20 protein-coding genes are annotated in these 22,012 nt (G+C 42.6%); 12 read left to right on the top strand and 8 right to left on the bottom strand.

Annotated features, from left to right (window positions below):
• Positions 1 to 81 precede the first annotated feature (81 nt).
• Complete coding sequence (locus CH373_RS01565) at positions 82 to 1,347, bottom strand: acetyl-CoA acetyltransferase (RefSeq protein ID WP_100712169.1); 1,266 nt, start codon at positions 1,345 to 1,347, stop codon at positions 82 to 84.
• Between the two features lie 19 nt (positions 1,348 to 1,366).
• A complete protein-coding gene (locus CH373_RS01570; RefSeq protein WP_100712170.1) occupies positions 1,367 to 2,677 on the bottom strand; it encodes a 3-hydroxyacyl-CoA dehydrogenase family protein in 1,311 nt (436 codons plus the stop codon).
• Between the two features lie 628 nt (positions 2,678 to 3,305).
• Between CH373_RS01570 and CH373_RS01580 the strand changes: the two genes are divergently transcribed.
• Entirely contained in the window at positions 3,306 to 3,575 is a 270-nt protein-coding gene (locus CH373_RS01580; protein WP_100712172.1) for a hypothetical protein, read from the top strand.
• Between the two features lie 200 nt (positions 3,576 to 3,775).
• Complete coding sequence (locus CH373_RS01585; RefSeq protein WP_243393206.1) at positions 3,776 to 4,771, top strand: RlpA-like double-psi beta-barrel domain-containing protein; 996 nt, start codon at positions 3,776 to 3,778, stop codon at positions 4,769 to 4,771.
• A 4-nt stretch (positions 4,772 to 4,775) separates the two neighbouring features.
• On the opposite strand, the gene CH373_RS01590 is transcribed toward CH373_RS01585, so the two are convergent.
• The 3 genes from CH373_RS01590 to CH373_RS01600 all read right to left on the bottom strand — a co-directional run bounded on the left by CH373_RS01590 (position 4,776) and on the right by CH373_RS01600 (position 8,851).
• On the bottom strand, positions 4,776 to 6,761 hold the full coding sequence (locus tag CH373_RS01590) for a M48 family metalloprotease (RefSeq protein ID WP_423789750.1): 1,986 nt from the start codon (positions 6,759 to 6,761) through the stop codon (positions 4,776 to 4,778).
• Between the two features lie 264 nt (positions 6,762 to 7,025).
• Positions 7,026 to 7,892 (bottom strand): heme o synthase, encoded by an 867-nt coding sequence (gene cyoE / locus CH373_RS01595; protein ID WP_100712174.1) that lies wholly within the window; start codon positions 7,890 to 7,892, stop codon positions 7,026 to 7,028.
• 5 nt (positions 7,893 to 7,897) lie between these two features.
• A complete protein-coding gene (locus tag CH373_RS01600) occupies positions 7,898 to 8,851 on the bottom strand; it encodes a COX15/CtaA family protein (RefSeq protein ID WP_100712175.1) in 954 nt (317 codons plus the stop codon).
• Positions 8,852 to 9,130: 279 nt separating this feature from the next.
• Here CH373_RS01600 and CH373_RS18615 point away from each other — a divergent pair, with 279 nt between their 5' ends.
• The 10 genes from CH373_RS18615 (at position 9,131) to CH373_RS01645 (ending at position 18,546) form a co-directional block, all read left to right on the top strand.
• Positions 9,131 to 9,289, top strand: coding sequence for a hypothetical protein (locus tag CH373_RS18615; RefSeq protein WP_165778755.1), 159 nt, complete (start codon positions 9,131 to 9,133; stop codon positions 9,287 to 9,289).
• Between the two features lie 75 nt (positions 9,290 to 9,364).
• Positions 9,365 to 10,171, top strand: coding sequence for an SCO family protein (locus CH373_RS01605; RefSeq protein WP_100712559.1), 807 nt, complete (start codon positions 9,365 to 9,367; stop codon positions 10,169 to 10,171).
• A gap of 24 nt (positions 10,172 to 10,195) precedes the next feature.
• On the top strand, positions 10,196 to 11,218 hold the full coding sequence (gene coxB, locus CH373_RS01610) for a cytochrome c oxidase subunit II (protein WP_207761417.1): 1,023 nt from the start codon (positions 10,196 to 10,198) through the stop codon (positions 11,216 to 11,218).
• A gap of 11 nt (positions 11,219 to 11,229) precedes the next feature.
• Complete coding sequence (gene ctaD / locus CH373_RS01615; protein ID WP_100712176.1) at positions 11,230 to 12,828, top strand: cytochrome c oxidase subunit I; 1,599 nt, start codon at positions 11,230 to 11,232, stop codon at positions 12,826 to 12,828.
• Positions 12,815 to 13,579: a cytochrome c oxidase subunit 3 family protein gene (locus CH373_RS01620; RefSeq protein ID WP_100712177.1), complete on the top strand. Its 765-nt coding sequence runs from the start codon at positions 12,815 to 12,817 to the stop codon at positions 13,577 to 13,579. The genes ctaD and CH373_RS01620 overlap by 14 nt, the downstream gene beginning before the upstream one ends.
• 167 nt (positions 13,580 to 13,746) lie before the next feature.
• A complete protein-coding gene (locus CH373_RS01625) occupies positions 13,747 to 14,373 on the top strand; it encodes a hypothetical protein (RefSeq protein ID WP_100712178.1) in 627 nt (208 codons plus the stop codon).
• Positions 14,374 to 14,489: 116 nt separating this feature from the next.
• Positions 14,490 to 15,050 carry a CarD family transcriptional regulator gene (locus tag CH373_RS01630; protein WP_100712179.1) on the top strand — a complete coding sequence of 187 codons (561 nt, stop codon included), beginning with the start codon at positions 14,490 to 14,492 and terminating at the stop codon, positions 15,048 to 15,050.
• 38 nt (positions 15,051 to 15,088) lie between these two features.
• Positions 15,089 to 16,291 (top strand): PIN/TRAM domain-containing protein, encoded by a 1,203-nt coding sequence (locus CH373_RS01635; protein ID WP_100712180.1) that lies wholly within the window; start codon positions 15,089 to 15,091, stop codon positions 16,289 to 16,291.
• A 152-nt stretch (positions 16,292 to 16,443) separates the two neighbouring features.
• Entirely contained in the window at positions 16,444 to 18,036 is a 1,593-nt protein-coding gene (gene pckA, locus CH373_RS01640) for a phosphoenolpyruvate carboxykinase (ATP) (RefSeq protein WP_100712181.1), read from the top strand.
• Positions 18,037 to 18,252: 216 nt separating this feature from the next.
• The gene (locus tag CH373_RS01645) at positions 18,253 to 18,546 is read left to right on the top strand and encodes a phasin-related domain-containing protein (RefSeq protein ID WP_100712182.1); all 294 of its coding nucleotides are present in this window, start codon (positions 18,253 to 18,255) and stop codon (positions 18,544 to 18,546) included.
• 56 nt (positions 18,547 to 18,602) lie between these two features.
• On the opposite strand, the gene CH373_RS01650 is transcribed toward CH373_RS01645, so the two are convergent.
• From CH373_RS01650 to CH373_RS01660, 3 genes are all read right to left on the bottom strand, one after another.
• Positions 18,603 to 19,268 carry a hypothetical protein gene (locus CH373_RS01650; protein ID WP_207761418.1) on the bottom strand — a complete coding sequence of 222 codons (666 nt, stop codon included), beginning with the start codon at positions 19,266 to 19,268 and terminating at the stop codon, positions 18,603 to 18,605.
• A gap of 71 nt (positions 19,269 to 19,339) precedes the next feature.
• Positions 19,340 to 21,178 (bottom strand): CHAT domain-containing protein, encoded by a 1,839-nt coding sequence (locus CH373_RS01655; protein WP_100712184.1) that lies wholly within the window; start codon positions 21,176 to 21,178, stop codon positions 19,340 to 19,342.
• A gap of 83 nt (positions 21,179 to 21,261) precedes the next feature.
• Positions 21,262 to 22,005, bottom strand: a complete 744-nt coding sequence (locus CH373_RS01660) for a hypothetical protein (protein ID WP_100712185.1) — start codon at positions 22,003 to 22,005, stop codon at positions 21,262 to 21,264.
• Between the last annotated feature and the right edge of the window lie 7 nt (positions 22,006 to 22,012).

Genomic DNA, 22,012 nt, shown 5'->3' on the forward strand with positions numbered 1-22,012 from the left:
CTCCAAATTTTAAGATGGGCTAGAAAATAAAAAAGCCCGGTAGAAGCCGGGCCTTTCCATTCTTTTTTTATATTTTCTAATTTATTTACCGACGATGAACACGTAGTTAGTCGTTGCCGATCCTCCGATGTTCAACATCAAACCGTTTTTAGCACCTTTGACTTGGTAATCTCCGGCATCTTCGGTCACTTGTTTGTAGAGGTCCAGCATCATGCGCACGCCAGATGCTCCTACAGGATGTCCCACGCCGATTAATCCTCCGGAAGGGTTAATCGGTTTCTTTCCATTGAAATCGATTACTCCATCCTCGATAGCTTCGTGCTCTTTTCCTGGTTGAGAAATACCAAACGCAGAAATAGCCGCATACTCAGAGGAAGTAAAACAGTCGTGGGTTTCGAACACGTCGATATCTTTCGTGTTCATTTCCGCACGGTCATATGCGTCTTTTACTGCCTGGCGGGTCCAAGGTAGAACCCACTTGTCGCCTTTTGATTCAGCAACTTTGGCGTCGAAGGTAATTGGTGCAACTCTGTGTCCCCATCCTTTGATCTTAGGATAAGCAGAAAGTTTTTTCCCTTGTTTCTTCGCGAACTCTTCCGCGTAGTTTTTGTTCGCCAAAACCACGAGTGCAGCTCCGTCAGTCACCTGAGAACAGTCGGTAATGCAAAGTCTACCTCCGACGGACATGTTATACGCCCCGCCTCTCGCATTTGCGTGTTCATTGTTCATAAACCAAGATCTGGTTTGAGACTTAGGATTTCTTTTTGCGTTCGCGTAATTGATTCTGGAAATTTCCGCGAGGGCTCCCATGAATCTTTTTTCTTCCAACTTATAACGTTCTAGGAGAACATCCGCAAGTTTTCCAAATAATTTTGGAAATGGAAATTGAATCCCGCGAGCTTCTTTTTCGTAATACGCGGCGGTTCCCAAGAAATCGCCACCAACCGAAGAAGAAACCGTTTTCATAATTTCTAATCCAACAACAATTGCTACATCGTAATCTTTGACTCTCAGTTTGGTCTGAGCCGCATCCAAGGCAACGGATCCGGAAGCACAAGCAGCTTCATATCTTGCACCAGGAACACCGTAAAAACAAGGATCCACTTCAGTAAGAAATGCTCCTAGGTGTCCTTGGGTTGCATATTGTTCTGCATCAAAGTTTCCTACGAATACTCCGATACGATTCTGTTTGTTCAGCTTTTTGATTTCGTCAGGAGTTAGACCTACTTTTTCCAATCCATCTTGGATCGCTTCGCGAAACATAGACATGAAGGTTTTGCCTTCCTTGGTCCAGTTTCTTTGAAAATCGGTTTGTTCTCCACCTAGTATATAAACAGTATCCTTCATACTATAATTCCTCCTCTTATTATCCTTTAAAAAGAGAACGTGCGTCCAACTTATCCTTCAATTCGTAGAAAGGCTTTCCGTTCTTTGCCTTTGTCAAAACTTCCGGAACAGGCAATTTTGCCTTTTGGATGAGCTGGATTGCCTCTTTTGGACCTCCCAAGAAATCCACAAAAGCAGACGCTGGTGCCCAGTTAAATCCTGTGCCCATTGCAAGATCCGCCATTTCTTTGGTCTCGACCACCTCTCCTACTATAGACAGAGAATAGCTTACGTACCGCGCGATAAAGTAACGAGCTAGGTCAGCTTCCAGTCCTTTTGCTTCTTTTACGATATTCATTGCACCGATATAATCAGATTCGCTGATTCTACGGTTTGCATCTTTAATAAACGGAATATCGAATTTTGGAACCGGAACATAGATATCGCTTTTGATATCGTAATATAGCTTTTCCTTTTTCCCGTCAGGAGATTTGGTCATTTTGTAGAGACCTTGGCCGGATTTTCTCCCTAAATCACCTTTATCGATCAATTTTTGGAAATATCCAGGGAGTTTGAAGGTAGAATGGGCCGCGTCCTTGGTCATTTCGTAGAGATTATCCACGATTGCCTTATGAACGTCTAGACCCACAAAATCTGCGGTGTCCAAAGGAGCCATCGCACGACCAGTATAACCGCTCATAATAGCATCCAAAAGAGCGATTCCGCCTTTATCAGAGTATTCCTCAGCTTTTTGAGCGACTTCATTGATGAGCTGGAATCCGATTCTGTTTCCGGCAAATGCAGGCGTGTCGTTCGTATAAACTACTGCTCGACCGAGTACTTTCTCCAGGTATTCGCCTAACTGTTTTGTAACTTTCTTATCATTTCCCTTATGGGTTACGAGTTCACAAAGAATCATTTTGTACGGCGGGTTAAAGAAGTGAGTGCCGTAATAATGCTTCTTTCCGTCTTCATCGAAGGCATCCGCCAAACGGGCAATAGACAATCCGGAAGATACGGTCGAAACGATGGTTCCGGGTTTGCGAGCCTTAGCGATTCTCTTGTTGATTGGCTCTTTTACTTCATAGCTTTCTGCAACAAGTTCGAATACCCAGTCAGATTCGGAGACTGCCTTTTCAAGGTCTTGGTCGTACGAACCTGGAATCAATCTTGGCTGGATCGTATCTGTCTTAATCGATGCAACAGCTTTCTCTATCCCTTCTTTCGCTTTGTTTATGTCCCGGGCTAGCATATGGACTTTTGCCTTTCCGAATGCAGCCACAATTGCCGCTGATCCGGCGCCCATTGTTCCGTTTGCACCGAGAACGGTAACGGTCTTGATTTCTCTCATGAAAAACACCAACGACTAGTAATTTTACGTTTAGTACCTTGTATAAAATATGCTTTCGAGAGGGAAAGGCTTTTTTATTCATAAAATGCGAGCTCATGCCCCTTTGCACAAGATTTTGCAGAACGGGCGTTACGTTTTTTAACATTGTTTTCTAAGTCCAAAAGGATAGAAGTCCAGTCTAAACGGCCTCCGACATAGAGGTTCGACAATCTCCCCGGAGTACGGGTTAGATTCTTTCGTACAAAGGTTGAAGGCTTGGAACAGTTCTTAAAGAGTTCTCTTGAATCTCCGAAAGTTAAAGGAAAGGTTTTGTAACATTCTTCTGATCTGAAGGTCGAAATGAATTTTGATTTATTTTCAAATCAGATTGGATGTACTATTCGAAGATTGTTGCATTAAGATCCGAAACCCGGGACAATTCCTTTCTAAGTGATTCTTATTGGAAAGGTTACGAAGTGTACTCTAACCCTTTTCATGCTCTTCATATTAAAGAAATACGAAGAAGAATTGAATGCTTTCCATTTCGAAAACTAAAAAAGGTTTTACTCTTTTTGGACAAGGCAATAGGAGTGGAAATTTCCGAAGGAATTACGGTAAGATTTTCCACACGATACAAGGAGTATCTCTCATGGTAGCTAAGAAGAAAGCAAAGAAGAAAGCGACCCCGAAAAAGAAAGCAGCTAAATCCAAAGTTGCAAAGAAGAAGGTCGCTAAGAAGAAAGTAGTCAAGAAGGCGGTGAAAAAGGTAGCTAAGAAGAAAGTTGCCGCTAAAAAACCAGCCTCTAAACCGGTAGTAGCAAGTATGACTCCTCCTACATCCAGCATGGAGCAAACTAGTACAAATCAAGGATCTTCAATGTCGGGAGACCATTCCCAAGAAGACCACGGCAATCTCTAATTTTGCCGTTCCAAATATGGAGGAATCTCCCGTTCCCTGCCTTTCGTAGGGACGGGAGACTCACATTTTTCTATCTCCTATTTTTCCTTTTTTCCAATTTTAAGATCTTAGAAGCCCAGAGTCCGAGATTTGCCAAAATACTCTGCCTAAGATCGCCCCAGGGTTGCGACTGTATCAACGACAATGGAACTTCCCGGAAAGTGTTCCATGGGGAAGCAGCAACGATTCAGAACTTGGCATCCGAGGATGCGGAGGTCAAAGAGCACCATCGAATTGCGATTGGGAATAGCCACTGCAAGTATCCGGTCTTAAACTTAAAACTTCTCTCTTATCAGCCTGATTTCAGGCCTATGAATACGAACCTGGATCATTCTCCAAAGTCCTTGTCTAGCATGCTGTCTAGGGAGGATCTAGAAAGAGTCAAAGAATATCGCAAATTTCAGCTATATAGGTATTACCCGACCTACTATCATCTGGCTTTGGAAGTGGCGTATCCAGGAAAGGATACGAGTGTAATTTCCCCCATGGGAAAGGAGATAGGAAGAGCCTCTGCTCATTTTCTGGAGCAAGTCAAGTGGGAAGGGAGCGGAGTTGCAGCTGACGGAAAGAAATACCATTTTGCAGGAAACGGAAGGTATGAGCTCTATAATTTGGAGTGGGGTTGGGGAGCCGGCTATAAATACCAAGTATATCCTTATAGAACGATCGCGATCAGTTTTGGCGATTTATGCAAAAAGCTCGGAAGACTTGCCCCAGAAAATTGCAATAAATCAAAAGTAATCGGAACTCTATTTTATTTTCCCGGATTAGCGAAAAAGAAAATCCGAATGGAAGATGGAAAGTTGCACGATGGGTATTTCTGCGCGAATGATACGGGTTCTCCGGAATACATTCGTGGAGATAGAATGGATATTTTTGTGGGAGTTCACGGAGGTGGAAGTCCCTACCAGCCTAAGGAGCTTTCTCGGAACCTATTTTTTGACGCTGGGGTTCCGCCGCTGGTACCTAGCGATTGGAGGTACTACACTTCAGAAAAGGAAAGAACCTGGTGCTCCGAAGAAAACATCCCCAAAGATCCATTTCATCCAGCTTCAGAGGAATGTAGCTTGGATTATCATGCAAACGCTCCCCAGAAAGGCTGGGAAGCATTTGTGTTCCTACGAAAGGATGGTAGCCTAGTCCGCTGTAACCCGTAAGAAGTTACTGGATCACCATCATATCAATTTTGTCTTTTTTATATTTTACGAAAGCATTTCCGTTTTCGTAATACCCGTGAAACGGACCTTGCTTCCTGAATTTAGAACCTAAGAGTTTTTCGGCTGCCGGCTTGGAGGCACCAACGGTGACTCCCGCTCCAACTCCTGGACTATGGTTCCCGTAAATATTTACCTGAACGACTTGTCCCATGTTCATGATAAAAGAAGTTTCCTTTTCATCGTAAATGAAGTATTCCACTCCACTGGATTTGTCGGTTTGAATCCGATTCGGTTTTCCCCAGTTTTTAAGCAAGTCCTCTAGTCTATCACCGGGTCCAACTCCTCCTACTTTGAGAACAGTTGCAGTATTCGTAGGTTCTGCTGCAGGAAGATCGAGGCTGTTCAACTTGGAAAGGACCTTCGCCCAACCCGAAGTGGAATCATAGCTGTTAAAATAGTAGCTTACCAGGTTTTTTGCCTTCGGGTCATTGGCATAAGTTTCCACCAGAGCCAGATTCAAAATAGGAGTGAAATTCTCATAAATATAATCTGGATCCAATTGTTGCTTTTGAGCAGTAGACATTCCTATAGATTTCAAGTAAGCAGCTACTTGTGGATTGTTTCCGCTTTGAGAGGCAAGATTTCTGACTTTGTTATCTACTGATGTTGCAAGTCGGTTGAACAGATCTCTCGCGTCCGCCTGATGGTTGGTCCAATACAGGACGACTCCGAGATTATTTGCTAGCGGAATCGTACCTTCCGCTTGGAAGGCCTGGTTCGCAAGACTTACTGCTACATCTAAATCCTTTTCTTCGGGAGAGTAACCGAGTAACACCGCGTAGTTGGACAAGAAATAAGGGTCGTCAGTTTTTGTAATAACTTCCCTATATTTTTCGAGTGCCTTGTTGTAGGCTGCTTCGTTTCCTGGGACGGTTCTAAATACTGCACGCTTTTTCTTGTCTTGTGGAAAAAGCATCCCATCTCGAAAAGAAGGCATGTCTAGCACAGGTTTCAGTTTCAACTCTTCGTTGGAAGCAGTGGACATCCAAATTTTGTGAAGACAAACAGCTAAGGCTTTGCTCAAGAAAGTGTTGTTTGGATAACGGTTTAGCCCGTCTTCAATATTCGATTTTGCCTGTTCCAAGTTTTTACCGAATTGGATGTCGTCGAAGGACTTTTCCATCTTCGCAAGGAAAGAATATAACTCTTTCTTGTCGGTGTTTAATCTCGATAAACGCTCGTTAGGAGAGGGGTGACTCGAAAAGTAGACTGACCCGATCAGTTCAGGTCTAGTTTTGTCTGCTTTAGCTTCTGCGATTGCATCCTTGTAAGATTGCTCGATCGTATTCAAGGCTTGAAGAGTGACGAGCATGTAATCCCCGCCGTATCCCGCTTTATCTAAAAGAAAAAGTCCAGTCTGGTCTGCGTCTAATTCCTGTTCTTGAGAGAACTTAGTATTTTCCAGAAACGCTTTCCCTGCAGGCTCATCTTTTAATGCAAAGAATTTCTTCACGCTTTGAAAGACATGCTTGTTATAAAAGTGCGCGAGCTCGTGAGATAAAACGCCTGCAATATATCTCTCCCGATAGTAATCCATTTTACCTTTCGAGTCCGCTTCTCTTTCTGTAATGATTTGATCCAGAGAGTCCAAGGCACCGGAGTGAATGCAGAATTGTCCTCCCACCATCGCGAAAGCGTTGAAAGAAGGGTCCTTTACGATTTTATAAACTGCTGGAAAAGGAGGGTTGCCAGAAGATTCAGCAAGTCGATTGAACGCCTTGTCGATCGACTTTTTCCAAGTATTGTGGTCTTGCAGAACTGTTTTAGACTTAATCAGATTTTTGAACTGTACGTTACTTTGTCGTACAAGCTGCGCATACAATTCGGAGTCAAAATTGACTGTCTTGTTATCGCCAAAACTTGGAGAGGCAATTAAAAGCAGAGATGTAGTTGCGAGCGAGAAAAAAGCATTCTTAAATGATTTCATTATTTCTTGGGACAAATGGAAAATGGGGGAAATTTTCATGACCTTTCCTACCTCCGGGGTGAAAAAGTTAGCGATCAAGGGCGGACTGTCAACTCGGAAAGACAGTACCGGCCCAAAGATAGGTTCCGCAAAAGAATATATTCTCTGGCAAAAATGATTCGGACAAGTTTCGACCTGAAAAACAGGGCCGATTGAATCGCAAATAAATCGTTTATGAATAAAGTTTTGGCAAATGATTCGGAACTTAAGGTTTTATTCCGAAATAGGTCAAGAAATTGCGTGATCCACCAAGATCATTATATTTACTAAAAAGAGATGAAGTATGCTGAAAAAGAAAAAGCCACGAGCGAATTTCGGCTCTGGATGAATCAGTAATCTGTAGGATAGATAGAGCATTGCAAATCCCAATAAGCTGGCGGAAATAATGTAAATCATTCCCATAGAAGGCTCGTACCAATAGAAAGCAATGCAGGAAGCTACGTATAAAATCGTATAAAGAAAAATTGATCTACCTGTTTCCTTGACTCCTTTTACAACGGGAAGCATGGGAAAGTTCGCATCATTATAATCTTCTTTTAGAAAAATCGCCAAAGCCCAAAAGTGCGCTGGAGTCCATAAGAAAATCATTAAGAACAAAATCCAGGCTTGTATCGGTAGTGAATTACTCACCGCCGCATAGCCGATAAGAGGTCCTACACAACCTGCTACCCCGCCGATCACAATATTTTGCGTGGTTCGCGGCTTCAGTAAAATTGTGTACAAAAACACATATGCGATCAGAGCGATAAAAGCGCAGAGCGCAGCTAGAAGATTCGCAAAGTACCAAAGAATCCCGAATGCAGCTCCAGTCATAAAGAAGCCGGCCGTCAAAGCAGATGCTGTGCTAATTCTTCCTGTTGGAATCGGTCGGTTCGCAGTTCTTTTCATTTTTGCATCTCTATCTTTTTCAATTACCTGATTGAACACGAAGGACGCAGAGGACATCAGAAACGTTCCCAGTAGTGTGAAAAATACCAAAAGGAAATCGGGAGAAGTAGCTGCGCCGAGATAAAGTCCCGGAATTGCCGTAACCAAAACGAGTGAGGTTACTCTCGGTTTTATCATGAGATTGAGGTCGGATAACAAAAGTTTCATTTTTCTTAAACTGCAGATTCCGGTTTGCTAAGTTCGGAAGCCCTCAAGATCCATAGTGAGTAAAGGCTTGTTAAAATAAGCACAGCGACGCCGGTGTGAGCGGCAGTAATCAGCTTAGGCAGCTGAAAGAATATATTAAGAATTCCTAAAGCAAACTGGACTGTCAATAGCACGATGGCCGTTTTGACCAAATTCCGCAGTCGCTCGGTAAATCGTTTTAACAAACCATAGACGTTCAGACCGATCAGGTAGATTGCTACGATATACGCCCCTAATCTGTGTTGCACTTGGATTCCTATTTTAGGTTCAAATTCAGAACTTGGAAACCATTCTCCGTTGCAGGTCGGAAAATCGGAACACGCGAGTCCGGCGTAATGGGAACTGACGCGACCTCCCAATACGATCTGAAAAAAGACCAACGCGACACCAAAAACTAATACGAATTGATCGATTCGAATCAGATTTCGAGTGCTTATGAATTTTCCTTCTGAGAGTTGGTCTGAGCCGTTCACAAATTCTTTTGCCTTCAAGTTGGCAGTAAGAATACATAGAAAGAAAGTAATGGCGTTCAATAAGTGCAAGTTAACTGAATGCGGATCGAGAAGCAGAAGAACAGTAAGTCTACCCAAATAAATCTGTGAACTAATCAGCAAGCCAGCGATAACGAAATATTTCAGAAACGGTTTACGCAAATCCTTCGAGACTGCAGCCCAAACGGTTCCGCCGACCAAAAGGATTCCTAAAATCATAGAATAGTATCGGTGACTGACTTCCATAAATATATTGAAGTCGAAATCAGGAAAAACCTTACCGAAGCAAAGTGGCCAATCTGGACAAGCAAGTCCTGAATCGGTCGCCCTAACTAGAGGCCCATATAATAAATTAAAGAAGATCATCGCGGAGTAAACTTTTAGAAATATTGCGAATCTACGTAAGTTATTTGAAATCGGTGCTTCCATTCTTGGCTTCTAAATAGGTGAATTGGATCTTGGGTACCATACTTGAGAGCTGGGCTTTAGCGGCAATCTATTTGAAGGCTTTCCGTAGGACCTCCAAGCAGTTCTTTCTTCGATGAGATTCAATCTCATCCCAACAAGACAAGGAGAACATTCGTCTCGTTCATGGAGAATGCAAAAACGCTTCCAAAAAAAACCGAACCTCCAAGATTGGTATAAGCTTCTCCCTTTCCAAAAAAGACGAGTTCGCTTCCTTCTGATTCACTAGGAGTTTTCCTTTTCATGAGCAAGAACGATCAATACAACAAACCTGGATTTTGGACGTTTATCGTAATATTGACTGCAAATATTCTTTACTTTGTTTACCTTTCTTTTTTCGGAACAGGAGTAAAGGACTACAATAAACCTGTCCCTGGCCAAGAGTCTTCTCAGACAAAATAAAGAAAAGGTAATTTGCGCTCGCGGAATTTACCTGTGGAACTAAAAAGAAATTCAAAACGCAAAATTATCTTCCTGATGATTTTGCAAATGCTCATCCTGTTAGCTCTGCCCATCTATTCCTATGATACGGAAAGAGAACTTCCCGCCCACGTAAAACCTAACGAGTTAGAAGGAGTAGGTTTAGAAGAAAAATTGGGCGATTCTATCGATCCTAATCTTAACTTCTTGGATGAAGAAGGTAAGCCCGTAAAGATCGGAGATTATCTTAAAGACGGAAAGCCAGTTTTACTTACCCTCGTTTATTTTCGCTGCCCTACATTATGCAATTTTCATTTAAACGGGATCTCAGATGTTCTGAAGGAACTCAAGTGGGAAGTAGGTAAAGAATTTCGCTATATAGCCGTAAGCTTTGATCCAAAAGAAAAACCAGAACTAGCAAAATTAAAAAAAGCAGCCTATGTGAAAGATTACGGGCGCGGTGATGGTAGCGGTTGGAGTTTTTTGACCGGAACCGAACAGGAAATTAAGAAGCTCGCGGATAGCCTCGGATTTTCCTATAAGTGGAATCCTGAAATTGAACAATGGGCCCATCCTTCCGCTGCTTATATTATTACTCCGGAAGGAAGAATCGCGAGATACCTGAAGGGGATCCAATTTGATCAAAGGACTCTTCGTTTATCATTAGTGGAAGCAAGTAATGGTAAAATCGGAGATTTGACCGACCAGGTTTCCCTTTTTTGCTTCCAATTTGATCCATCCAAAAATAGGTATACATTATACGCATACAATATCATGCAATTGGGCGGTTTGGTAACAATTCTTGCCCTTTCAGTTTTCTTATTCCAATTTTGGAAAAAACAAAAAACGACCAGTAACGTATAAATGGAAAGGAGAGATTTCTAGCCGATGAACTGGAACCATATTTTTACAGCGACTAGCTTTATGCCGGTCCAGGCTAGTAAGGAGGCAGTGGGTGTAGATCATCTTTATGCATTCTTACTTATTTCGAGCCTAATATCCTTTGTTATCCTCATCGGTGGAATGACTTGGTTCATCTTCAAGTATAGAAGAAAAACAGAGAATGATAAGACTGCTTATATTACTCATAACACTTTAGCGGAATTTATTTGGTCTTTCGTTCCATTAGTCGTTCTACTTGCTATCTTCTTTTGGGGTTGGGCAGTTCTGAGTGATCTGCGTAAAACCGGAGTAAAAGGAGATGTAGAAATTCACGTGACTGCAAGACAGTGGAGCTGGGCTTTCCAATACCAAGATGGAATCAGTATCACGAGTCCGAGCGGTGACCATTTCGAGAGCGACACTGCTAAATCTACACTTCTTAAGCCTGCAATCGTTACAGTCCCGGTAGATCAGACAGTTCGTTTGGTGATGACATCGGTGGACGTGTTACACAGTTTTTATGTGCCTGCCTTCCGTAACAAAATGGACGTGGTTCCGGGAAGAAGAACTACTTTCACTTTCAAGCCGACTCAAAAAGGAGATTTTACGGTTTTCTGTACAGAATACTGTGGAACTTCGCATTCCAATATGATGGCTACGATCCGAGTGGTTGGCTCCGAAGAATTCCAAGCTTGGAAAACCGCAGAAGAGGAGAAATTGAAAGCTTCTCTAAGCGCAACTCCAGCAGACAAAGGATTGGCTTTATATAATAGCAAAGGATGTAACAGCTGCCATACGGTAGATGGAACTCCTCGAGTAGGTCCTTCTTTCAAAGGAATCTATGGATCCAAGAAGCAATTTGCGGACGGATCGGCTGGTTCTGCTGATGACAATTACATCCAACAATCGATTCTGGTGCCTAACGCCAAAGTCGTGAAAGGATTTCCGCCGGTTATGCCTTCTTTCCAAGGCCAACTATCAAACGAAGATATTCAAAATATCATCGAGTACTTTAAGACACTGAAATAGGAGAACGGAGAATGTCGCATGCCGCAACAGGTGTCGCAGAGGACAACTACCTAAATCACGAGAAAGGACTTTGGTCCTGGCTCACTACGATCGATCACAAGCGGATCGGTATCATGTATTTCATCGCGATTTCTACCTTCTTCTTGTTAGGTGGAATTTTCGCACTATTGATTCGCGCTGAACTTTTCTCTCCAGGGGAGACTCTTTTTAGCGCGGATACTTATAACAGAATCATGACCTATCACGGAGCCGTGATGGTCTTCATGGTGATCGTACCGGGGATTCCGGCCATTTTCGGGAACTTTGTTCTTCCGATCATGATTGGCGCAAAAGATGTTGCGTTCCCAAAACTAAACTTGGCGAGCTGGTATCTTTTTATGATCGGTGCTGCGGTGACTGCCTCTGCACTTTTCATGAAACAAGTCGATACCGGTTGGACCTTCTACACTCCATACTCTTCTTTGAAGACAGGAGCGGGAGTAATTCCGATGGTGCTGGGAGTTTTCATTATGGGATTCTCCTCAATTCTTACGGGTTTGAACTTTGTCGTAACCACGCATAAGCTCAGAGCACCTGGAATGACCATGAACCGTATCCCGCTCATGGTATGGGCGCTCTATTCAACTGCGATTATCCAAGTATTGGCTACTCCGGTACTTGCGATCACATTACTTCTATTGATCGCAGAAAAGACTTTGGGCGTTGGTATCTTTGATCCTGCTCTAGGTGGAGACCCGATTCTGTTCCAGCACTTCTTCTGGTTCTATTCTCACCCTGCTGTATATATCATGATATTACCTGCAATGGGTGTGATCTCCGAATTGATCGCGACCTTCTCCAGAAAGGTGATTTTTGGTTACACTGCGATTGCTTACTCTTCCCTAGCGATAGCTGCGGTGTCCTTCTTGGTTTGGGGGCATCACTTGTTCGTTTCGGGACAATCCGAATTTGCGGGACTTCTCTTTTCCTTCCTTACGATGCTCGTAGGAGTTCCTACAGCCATTAAGTTGTTTAACTGGATTTCTACGATGTATAAAGGATCCGTAAGACTTGATGCACCGATGCTCTTTGCGATCGGATTCATGTTCTTGTTCACGATCGGTGGTTTGACAGGAGTATTCTTGGCATCGACCGGTATGGACATTCACTTCCACGACACATACTTCGTGGTGGCTCACTTTCACTATGTAATGGTGGGAGGAACCTTGATGGCGTTCATGGGAGCTCTTCTTTATTGGTTTCCAAAAGTCACAGGAAAAATGCCAAGTGATCTGCTCGGAAGAATTTCTTGGGCACTGATCTTTACTGGATTTAACGTAACATTCTATCCACAGTTCATCTTAGGTTCTATGGGAATGCCTCGCAGATATTTTGATTATCTGCCTGAATTTACCAGTTTGAATCAGATGTCTACGGTAGGTTCTTGGTTTATCGGATCCGGATTCGTAGTCGGCTTGATTGCTATCTTCCACGGGTTACTGAAAGGAGAAAAAGCTCCTGAGAATCCTTGGGGAGGAAAAACTTTAGAGTGGACAATCGCTTCTCCACCAACTCATGAAAACTTTGAAAAAACTCCAGTAGTAACAGGGGGACCATATGAATACCGCTGAGCACGCGGAGTTTCACCACGCTCACCATTTCGAGAGCGCTGACCACCAATACGAGTCTTCAAAACAAGGAATTTGGTTATTCCTTGTTACTGAAATTCTAATGTTCGGCGGACTATTTGTGGCATACGCGATTTATCATTCGCTGTATCCTCAGGTATTCCATGCAGGAAGTAAGCAACTTTCTATTCCTCTGGGCGCCGTAAACACTGTGGTTCTACTATTCAGTTCGTTTACGATGGCGATCGGAATCAATTATGTGCAAAGAGGCTTAAAGAAAAAAGCTATCATCGCATTAACTGCCACGATCATCTGCGCTATGATCTTTATGGTTGTGAAATACTTTGAGTATTCGCATAAATTCCATGTAGGAACTGTTCCTGGAAAATATGCATATACCGATGATACTCGCACGACTACGAAAGTGGCTGCGCTTGTAAAAGAAGCGACTGAATTAGGTGCTCAAGAGCGTGAACACAAACTTCATATGGATGAGCATGAATACACTCACTTACGCCATTTGAACGATACAAAGAACTGGCCTTTGTTCTTTGGATTTTACTTCATAATGACAGGAGTTCACGGAGCGCACGTCTTGATCGGAGCATTCCTGATTTTCTGGGTGTTGATTAAGACCATCCGCAATCAAGTGGGACCTGAATATTACACACCTGTAGAAGGAGTGGGCCTGTTCTGGCACGTGGTGGATTTAATCTGGATTTACTTATTCCCTTTGCTTTACTTAGTCGGATAATTTTTTTTTCAGATTTCAAATCCAGAAAAAGCCGGGTTTTCCCCCGGCTTTTTTCATTTTGGCAGGTCTTCTCGCGTATTTTCAACGCCGAAATTTGGGCGGTTTAGCCGATACTATAGAAGGAGTAGTTTTCCGTATCTGGAATTTGCTCCACGGTCGGAAACAATATGCAAAATATAGATTATTCCCGAAAGCTGAAGCAATCGCCAAACCGAGCGGGGACTAGAAATGAGTCCCAGCACACGGTTCAGACGATTCAACATGTTCGAGGAAGCCTTTCTCCCATTCGGTCATTTCCAAGCTCAAGATCCATTTTTATCGTACTAATCGGAGCGATTTCCATTTTTACGGGAGGAGTGGTTGTCGGATTAAGGCTCGACCAAAAGGAACAGGCATTTGCACAAAACGAAACTCAATCATTTTATAATACAGGAAAATGGAAGAATTCGAATTCTTCAGAATCCAATGCAGATTCCGGCTCGGCAAAATCCGAAAACCTCGCAACCGCTGGCCAGGGAAATTCAGGGAACTCATTAAAATACCCTGCTCTCGAAAGCAAGGACAGCTATTTCATTTCCGTTCCAACTTCTGATTCAGTGGAAGCGATGGAAGCAGGGAAAAAATTGCTGAGAGCTCATCCTGAATTCCAGGGGAGAATTTTCCGTTCCGAGCAAGGCGAACTTTTTGTAGGATACTTCTACGAAAAGAGTGAGGCGGTGCAGGCTCTCGAGGCGATTCGACCTTTGAATGATCCGGTGTTTCACGGTTCAAAATTGCACAAAGCAAAATTCTAAATCTTGAAAGTACTCCTATGAAAGTGGAATCTAGTCCAAACTCATTTTTTCCTTGACTTCGGCTCAAAATGTGCTATATTTTTGAGCAGAGTTTTAACGGAAGTCTTAATACCTAATTGGCTAGCAAAAAGAAACAATCTGGCTACGAGCATGGAGTAGGCGACTACGTCGTCTATCCGATCCACGGCGTGGGGGAAATCACCGAGATCGCCAAAAAAGTTATCCTGGGAAAAAAGAAAGAATGCTACGTGATGGAAATCCAAGGTAGCAAGATGAAGGTGATGATTCCCGTCGATAAAGCAAAGCAGGTGGGTATCCGACCGATTATCGACAAAAAGGACATCAAAAAGGTAATCAATCTTCTCAAGAAGGATGAGATTGATACTGAAGAAGATTGGAAGATCAGATACCAGAATAACCTGAATAAGATCAAATCCGGTTCGATATTTGAAGTAGCAGATGTATGTAGGAATTTATTCCGCAGGGCAAACGGTAAGGAGCTCTCTATCATGGAGCGGAAGCTGTATGAGAGCGCTTACAACCTAGTAAAAATGGAAGTTGCCTTGAGCAAGGGCGTAACCCAAGAAGAAGCGGGAAACCTTGTGTCGGATGTTTTGGCCAGTTCTCTCACAAATGGAGAGAAGGTCGTTGCTGCTGCAGTAGTAGAAGAAGAATAATTCCGATTAAACTCGAGTCTATCATAAGGATTTGAGTTATGGTATATTTATATAAAGGCCTAACCGCCGTCCTACTTTCCTCGCTGTCATTTTTTGTGACCCACAAACAGACACAGGACCTTGTATTATCCGGTTCTATTACTGGGCTAGTATTCGTTGTATCTTTAGTTTTGCTTTTAGGTGAATCCAAGTTATTTCCTAAGTTCCGTGCAGATGTAATTTTTTGTGCTGCAGTGGGCGCGTTGCTTGGACTAGCAATTGCTTGGTTTACAGGATCCATCATTCGATTCGAAGAATTTAATCTAGCTCTGTATGTACTTTTTGGACTGTTCGGCTCCCAAGTGGGAGTGGCATTTGCAAAGGAGCCAGGACTGGGTATTTTCGGTGGCGGAAGTGGGCATCAGTCATTGGACCCATTCGGAATGGGCGTGAATAAAGACGAAGTTCGCGATAAAATTTTAGATACGTCAGTCGTTATCGACGGTAGAATATTAGATATTGCTGATACACATTTTATCGACGGACCTCTAATTCTTCCCAATTTCGTTTTGCGCGAAATTCAGCTGATCAGCGATTCTTCGGATCCGATCAAACGAGCCAGAGGCCGTCGCGGTTTGGAGATGTTAAACAAGCTCCAGCGAAAAGGTTCCATAGAAGTAAAAATCACGTATAAAGATTATTCCGAAACTCGCGAAGTCGATGCCAAGTTGATCAAACTGGCTCGTGATACTGGAGGCAAAATCGTTACGAACGATTTTAACCTGAACAAAGTTGCAGAATTGCAGGGAGTAAAAGTTCTCAATTTGAACACCCTAGCAAATGCGCTCAAACCTGTTGTGCTTCCTGGAGAAGAACTCGGAATTCAGGTGATCAAAGAAGGAAAGGATGAGAACCAAGGTATCGGATATCTTGAAGATGGTACTATGGTGGTAATCGAAAATGGTGGTCACCTGGTTGGAAAAGAAGTGAAGGTAACAGTAACTTCCATCATCCAAACTGCCGCAGGTAAGATGATCTTTACGAAAGCGAATTCCAACGGAAGCAGCGAAAAAGGCGACCGAGATAGAGACAATCGCCAAGGCAGAAACGAAAGAAGTGAACGTGGAGATCGCGGTGAAAGAGGGGATCGAGGTGAAGACCGAGGAAATCGTCGAGATTACCAAGACCGTGGAAACCGCGGAGAAAAAATGCAAGGCGAAGAGCGCGGAAATCGTAAAGATTACCAAGATCAACAGCAGTAAAGCATTCCGTGGGCCGAATTCGGCCGAAATTCTATCGTTTAAGAGACAGAATATAAGGTCCGATCGAATTCCTAAGTGGAATTTGGTCGGAACCGAATTGACTATACACTTTCTACTAAAATAATTGAAATTCGAACAACAAGGAGAGCCAGATGCCGGTCCAAACGCAAGTTAAGGGACTAAAGGAGCTCGGATTAGAGCCCTCAGAAGTCTTTCATAACCTATCTTACGACGAAATTTTCGAACACGAAAAGGCGAATAATGAAACCGTTCTTTCTTCGAACGGAACTATGATGGTAGATACCGGAATTTTTACCGGAAGATCACCGAAAGATAAGTACTTTGTAGATGAACCTTCCTCCAATAGCAATATTTGGTGGTCTCATATCAACTTCAAAGTTTCCTCGGACGTTTTCGAAGAACTGTATGCAAAATGTATTAATTACTTAAATGGCAAGAAACTGTACGTGTTTGACGGATACGCCGGAGCGAATCCTGAAACAAGAATGAGCCTGCGCGTGGTTTCGGAAAAAGCATGGCAGCACCATTTTTGCACGAACATGTTTTTGCGCCCAAGCAAAGATGAGCTGGCTAATCTCCTTCCTGAATTTACGATCATCAATGCCTGCGGTGTAAAAAACGAAAATTATAAGAAACACGGATTGAATTCGGATGTATTTGTAATTTTCAATCTTGCAAAAAAAATCTGCATCATCGGCGGAACGGAATACGGTGGAGAGATGAAGAAAGGTATTTTTTCAGTAATGAATTATCGCCTTCCACTTCAGGGAATTCTTTCCATGCATTGCTCCGCAAATATCGGTAAGGACGGAGATACAGCTCTCTTCTTCGGTCTTTCCGGAACTGGAAAAACTACCCTTTCCACTGATCCGCATCGGAAGCTGATCGGCGATGACGAGCATGGTTGGGATGACCACGGAGTCTTCAATATCGAAGGCGGATGCTACGCAAAAGTCATCAATTTGGATCCCAAGACTGAACCGGATATCTTCGAAGCGATCAAAAGAGATGCTCTTTTGGAAAACGTAGTCTTTGATGAAAAGACAAAGGCAGTCGATTATAATTCTGCTGCAAAGACTGAGAACACTCGAGTTTCTTATCCGATTTATCATATTAAGAATATTCAGGTTCCTTCAAAGGGCGATCATCCAAAAGTAATCATATTCTTAACGTATGACGCTTTCGGAGTTCTGCCTCCTGTTTCTCGTCTTTCGATCGAGCAAGCGATGTATCACTTCTTGTCAGGTTATACTGCAAAAGTCGCTGGTACTGAGCGTGGAGTGAAAGAGCCTACCGCTACTTTCTCCGCTTGCTTCGGTGCAGCGTTCATGACTCTTCATCCGACCGTTTACGCAAAACTGCTCGGCGAAAAAATGAAGAAGCATAACGTGCGTGCCTACTTGATGAATACTGGATTAGTAGGAGGAGCGTACGGAGTTGGTAAGCGTATGAACCTTCCGTCTACTCGTAAAATTATCGATGAGATCATGAACGGTAATATCGATAAAGCCGAGTTCGTAAAACACCCAGTCTTTCAAGTGGAATATCCAAAAACCGTAGAAGGTGTGGACTCTGCAATTCTGGATCCAAGAGCTGCTTGGGCAGATAAAGCTGCTTATGACAAAACTTCCAATCAATTGGCACAAATGTTCATTGATAATTTCAAGAAGTACGCAGAAGGCTCGAAGGATTTTGATTTTACGGCTTTCGGACCGAAAGTTTAGTAAATAAGAAATAGACTTACTGTTTAAAAGGAGCAGCCTAGCTGCTCCTTTTTTATTTCAGGTAAAATCGGATTCGGAAAGAGACTTGACAAGTTTTTGTGCGACGCATAATGATTTGTAGATCAGGAATTTTCGGCTTATGCAAGACTAAAAGCTCGAGCATCGGCTGAAATACGAACGCTTGGATGTATTCGTCCTTACATAGAGGAAAGTAACATGGAAAAAGAAATCAAAGAAGCTCTCAACTTTGCAATCGGTGCTGCAAAAACCCTTCGTGAACAGGCGGACAGCATACTTTTGAAAGTGGAAAAAGAGTTCAAAGAGCTGGCAAATAAGGGTGCTCAAGACCAAGGAGAAGTCGCGACAAATCTAAGACGCTATATCGAAGATGCGCTTCGCTCAGTGGAAGGTTTGACCGGTCAAGTCAACACCAAGGTAGAAGAAGTTAAGAAAGTAGCTACGAAAGATAAGGGAGGCAAGCCTTCTAAGTCAAATGGTACTTCGGCCTAAACATCACTCTAAATTAAGCTTTCAAACTTTACACTTTTAGAAATAGGAACTATTCCTTAGACAAGGCTCTGGTTCCTTTTTAATTCCGGGATTTCTCCCAACCATAATTTCAATCGGTCAGCAAAGGAAATCGGCGGTGGTGATTCCATTTCCAATTCAAAAGAAGTATTCCACTTTGCGACGCCGAGCTCTAGCTTTCTTTTGAGGATTCCTTTGATCGAATCTCGGTATCGTTCGAACCACTCCGTTTCCGGAATATTTTGTTCTTTCAGATAGCCTTCTATCAGTTCTATTGTTTTATAATCAGAGGCGAGACTAGAGTAGGAGAAAGTGTCCGAAGCGATTTCGGAAAATATAACTTCCCATTGATCCGAAGTACTTCTTTCTTTGTTTCTGCAATCATACGTCTGGCAAATAGAAGCACCGTAAAAAGAGTAATTTTGACTTTTAGGATCTCCACTATAAATCGGATGAATCATACAACCGATCCTTGCGCGCAGACTGGCACGATCCGAAGTAGCATCCTCTTCATGACCAGGAAGGATTCCTAGAAAAGGACAATTGTATGTAAGAGGGTCTTTTCTCGGAATATTGTTTTCTGAAGATTCCCTTTGCTTTCGATATTCAGCCATAGTATAAGGCTTTTTGAAATCGACGGAATTTCTAAATTGCACGGTTCTTTCGTGCAGCAAGTTTTTGAATTCATTTGAATTCAGTTGCAAATTAAAGATTCCACAGCAAGCGCCACAAGAGACCGGGGCTTTTGAGTTAGGTTGGCAGAGACCCAACTTGGTCAGAATCCCCCGTGAGGTAGATTTTTGACGATAGAAGGTTTAAATCCGGGAAAGGAAAGCTCCAATTCTTTTGTTTCCGGATTTTCAATAATATTGCATGTTAAAGGAAATATCTGAAGTCTTTCTTCGTGAAACACGATCACTTTTCCGCGGTACTTTTCGATCTGCTCTCCCACAAAGTCCTGCTTTATTTTAGGAGCTGCAACCAAGGCGGATTCCGTCTTTATTCCCTTAAAGAATAAATGATTATTCGAATTAGATGATACTAAGAAGATGCTTACTCTTTCTAATTCCTCCAATTCAGTGAGCAGATTTTCGAAGTAATACTGAAAAGTAATCAGATAACCGTCTGCAGAATCCGGCTGTATTTGTCCCTTGGAGTAAAAATCGATCCAATTGATCATTTTTTGAATCGTATCTTTGTTAGCGAAGAGGATCTCCTGCAAATCGGTGATCACCGGTGTAATCTCCAGTTTTCGGAAGTCGTGCAAGCATTGAAATATCAGTTCCCACCAGCGATTGATTTCATATGCATCGTCGGGATTGTTCGGGATAAATTTTCCTAAGGTTCTGTTCTGGTGATCACTGAATAAAATTCCGCCCATGACTTTCGAGAAATTCTCGAAAGCCTGGATCAAATATTCCATCAGTTGAAAAGAGTTCAAAGATTCTTCTTTTTGCTGCTCAGTGAACAGATAGTAAGAAGAAGCGATCGGTGTAGGATAGAATTTGAAAATAAGAGAAGGATTAATGATCTTGTGAACCGGTTTGCCCTTGGTTGGATCGGTGGTCACTCGAATGTTCGGTTGCCCATGGAGACAGTAGTTGGTCCAGGTCAGATCACTCGGATCATAGTTTCTCCGTGCAAATTCCTTTGCCATGAAGAGAGATTCTCCGACGCTTTTGTCGGTAAATAAGTTCGTATAAAACTGTATCGTAAAATCGATGGTGTTCTGATTGTCTGCGATCTCCCAATTCGTTCCTATAAAACTTTTGATCCCAGACATCAGGAAAGATCCTGCAAAGTTATTCATCAGATCCGAATTCAAAGTAACGGTCGTACTTTTATTCGATTGGCAAGAGTTGGAAAATACCATGTCCGTGTTGAAGCCGGAATTCTTGATTTCTCGAGCTTTCAGAATTTTGCCTTCGGAGATCAACCAACCGTTTTCAAGTGGATCATCCGAAAAGTAAAGGTGTCCGGAATAGTGTATGATATTCTTTCCTTTTATCAAGGAAAGCAGCTTTAACTTGGTGACTTGGCGACCACCGATAAATTCGATTTCTAGTCTCGAAGTAGGAACTTTCTCACTTAGAACCTTGAATAACTGCTCCCCTTCTTTCTGTGCCCATTCGAGATCTTCCGTCGGATCTGCGATGATCAGCATTCTAAGTTTTTCCTTCTCTTTGAATGCACCCCCGTGAGATTCTCCGCGAACCGTTTTGCCTATGAAAAACTTATCAGATAAAAAGCAAATTCCATCATGTAGGAGCTCCCACGGAATTACGCCCAACTTAGGATCTATATTAAAATGCAGATATTTTTCGGTGGTTAGTCTGAGTTTTTCTTGGATCGGCGCCGGAAAGAATTGGTCGTAGAAAGTTTCTCCGAGAATTTTTAATTCGTGAAGAATGTCTGTTTCGAGGGTTTGGTGCTTCGAGGATTTTTGGTGTATTGCGTTGGAAACTCTTACTAAATTTTCAATTTCCTTAATATACTCTATGATCAGATCTTCGTCCATAGAGGATTGAAGATGTGACTCTGAACCGCTCCCGGAGCTATCCAGAATATTAAATACGTTTACCGATCCGACTCTGTCTATGATTAGGTTGAGCATTGTTGGTAAATATAAAACTCACAATTTCCCCGCTCTTACCGGAACCGATCCCTTAAGGGAGGGGAAATTTATTGAGTAAATATCTAATCCAAGAGGATAAAGAGGTCTATCGATTTAGACAAGTCTTTTCCCTGGAATTCTACGGTGTATTTGCCTTCGCGCAATCCGGAGAAGTTTGTGATGCCTTCGGAATTGAATTGATTCGAAAGAATAAAACGACCGTCTTTGGAAAGATTCACTCTTTGAAAAGCTTCCGTTTTAGGACTTTCAATTTTAACACTTAAGTAAGCAGTATCGTTCGTTTCTTGAACGACCTGATACGTGAACTTACAGTCGTCTTCGACCTTTTCTTCAAAAACAATAAACTCCGATGCAGTAGGAGTTTTAGAAGCAGAAGATCTCATCGCTGGGGCATAGTCCACTCGAGTGTTGATTTGCAAAGATTCGACCAAGCTGTCGAAAAGTCTAGCTCCGGACTTTCCGAGTTTTACTACGATGGACTCTTTTCCTTGTTCTTTACGAGACAGTTCGATTGCAACGTATCGTTTCAGATACTCTGGAAAGTCTTTTACTTTCCATCCTTCGGTAAGTTCGGCCTTTTGCAGATCTAAGTCTTCCTGAAAAGAGGAAAAAGAGTGAGAACGAGAAGCTGATTCTAGATAAGATTCACTAGCTGATACAATTGCAGCCTGCAAAGCTTCTTCCATTTGAATCATATCGTTCAATAGGTTCGGGTTTTTATCGATTCCGGACAGAGCATTCTCTTTCCCTTCAAACAGAGCTTGGGAAAGCTCAAAATTCTGACCTGGTTCGCGTTTGGATTCCATTTGCGTG

It is taken from the genome of Leptospira perolatii (genome assembly GCF_002811875.1).
Lineage (GTDB): Bacteria > Spirochaetota > Leptospiria > Leptospirales > Leptospiraceae > Leptospira_B > Leptospira_B perolatii.

Excerpts from the sequence above, each read along its gene's own strand:
- pckA (WP_100712181.1), top strand. The coding sequence starts at position 16,444 with ATGCCGGTCCAAACGCAAGTTAAGGGACTAAAGGAGCTCGGATTAGAG.
- CH373_RS01660 (WP_100712185.1), bottom strand. The coding sequence starts at position 22,005 with ATGGAATCCAAACGCGAACCAGGTCAGAATTTTGAGCTTTCCCAAGCT.
- CH373_RS01600 (WP_100712175.1), bottom strand. The coding sequence starts at position 8,851 with ATGGAAGCACCGATTTCAAATAACTTACGTAGATTCGCAATATTTCTA.
- CH373_RS01580 (WP_100712172.1), top strand. The coding sequence starts at position 3,306 with ATGGTAGCTAAGAAGAAAGCAAAGAAGAAAGCGACCCCGAAAAAGAAA.
- CH373_RS01570 (WP_100712170.1), bottom strand. The coding sequence starts at position 2,677 with ATGAGAGAAATCAAGACCGTTACCGTTCTCGGTGCAAACGGAACAATG.
- coxB (WP_207761417.1), top strand. The coding sequence starts at position 10,196 with ATGAACTGGAACCATATTTTTACAGCGACTAGCTTTATGCCGGTCCAG.
- ctaD (WP_100712176.1), top strand. The coding sequence starts at position 11,230 with ATGTCGCATGCCGCAACAGGTGTCGCAGAGGACAACTACCTAAATCAC.
- CH373_RS01620 (WP_100712177.1), top strand. The coding sequence starts at position 12,815 with ATGAATACCGCTGAGCACGCGGAGTTTCACCACGCTCACCATTTCGAG.
- CH373_RS01645 (WP_100712182.1), top strand. The coding sequence starts at position 18,253 with ATGGAAAAAGAAATCAAAGAAGCTCTCAACTTTGCAATCGGTGCTGCA.
- CH373_RS01635 (WP_100712180.1), top strand. The coding sequence starts at position 15,089 with ATGGTATATTTATATAAAGGCCTAACCGCCGTCCTACTTTCCTCGCTG.
- CH373_RS18615 (WP_165778755.1), top strand. The coding sequence starts at position 9,131 with ATGAGCAAGAACGATCAATACAACAAACCTGGATTTTGGACGTTTATC.
- cyoE (WP_100712174.1), bottom strand. The coding sequence starts at position 7,892 with ATGAAACTTTTGTTATCCGACCTCAATCTCATGATAAAACCGAGAGTA.
- CH373_RS01605 (WP_100712559.1), top strand. The coding sequence starts at position 9,365 with ATGATTTTGCAAATGCTCATCCTGTTAGCTCTGCCCATCTATTCCTAT.
- CH373_RS01565 (WP_100712169.1), bottom strand. The coding sequence starts at position 1,347 with ATGAAGGATACTGTTTATATACTAGGTGGAGAACAAACCGATTTTCAA.
- CH373_RS01625 (WP_100712178.1), top strand. The coding sequence starts at position 13,747 with ATGCAAAATATAGATTATTCCCGAAAGCTGAAGCAATCGCCAAACCGA.
- CH373_RS01655 (WP_100712184.1), bottom strand. The coding sequence starts at position 21,178 with ATGCTCAACCTAATCATAGACAGAGTCGGATCGGTAAACGTATTTAAT.